General features: G+C 49.8%; 1 protein-coding gene. It reads left to right on the plus strand.

Annotated elements, in window-relative coordinates:
- Positions 1–685 (plus strand): hypothetical protein (locus tag J5224_RS33040; RefSeq protein ID WP_264629131.1); only part of this gene is annotated, 685 nt, incomplete at both ends.

Here is a 685-nt window from a genome sequence, read left to right on the forward strand (position 1 = left end):
GTAAGCCTACGGGGGCTGTTATCTTCGTTGCAGCGACCATTGGGTGGAATGTGATTGATACGGCTTACGTGATGCCGGGTAAAACACGTTCGCTGGAATTGCAATATGCGGAATCATCAATGGTGAAATTGCCTATTTTTCAAACGATGAAGCAATATGCGCCGGAAACCTACCAAGCCCTCAAGGAAAAAGTGGTTGACGCTAAAGCCGAGGGCAAAGATCTTCAGCAGGCGATCGATCTGGTGCAGGCTGATTCATCGGCCTTTTTACTGTCGCGCCTGTATCCTGCGCCTGATGACAACGTTATCACCACGCTGAAAGTGATGCTCGAACAAGGTGAGAATATTCAGCAGCAGAGCGATGAGGCCTGTTTCAAATTTTTCTTCCCTTTTGTCAGCGGTGGGGTGAATCCACTAGCGCTGAATTCGGCTGCGCTTATTCAACGTCGAATGCGTGCCGACAGTGAATTAGTGGCTGCGTCGTATACCTCTCCCAGAATCGCCGATAAAACGCGAGAAAATGCTGCCGCCGCACAAGTATTACAGCCGGTAATACAGCGGCTGTATGGGCAATATGGCGCTGATTTGCAGATGATTGTCGATCCTGCAGCAAAACAGGTCGATCGCAAAAAGGCCTGTGACATTACATTACAGCTGTATCGCCACATTCTTGCACTGCCGCCACA

Source organism: Candidatus Symbiopectobacterium sp. NZEC135, from assembly GCF_025962695.1.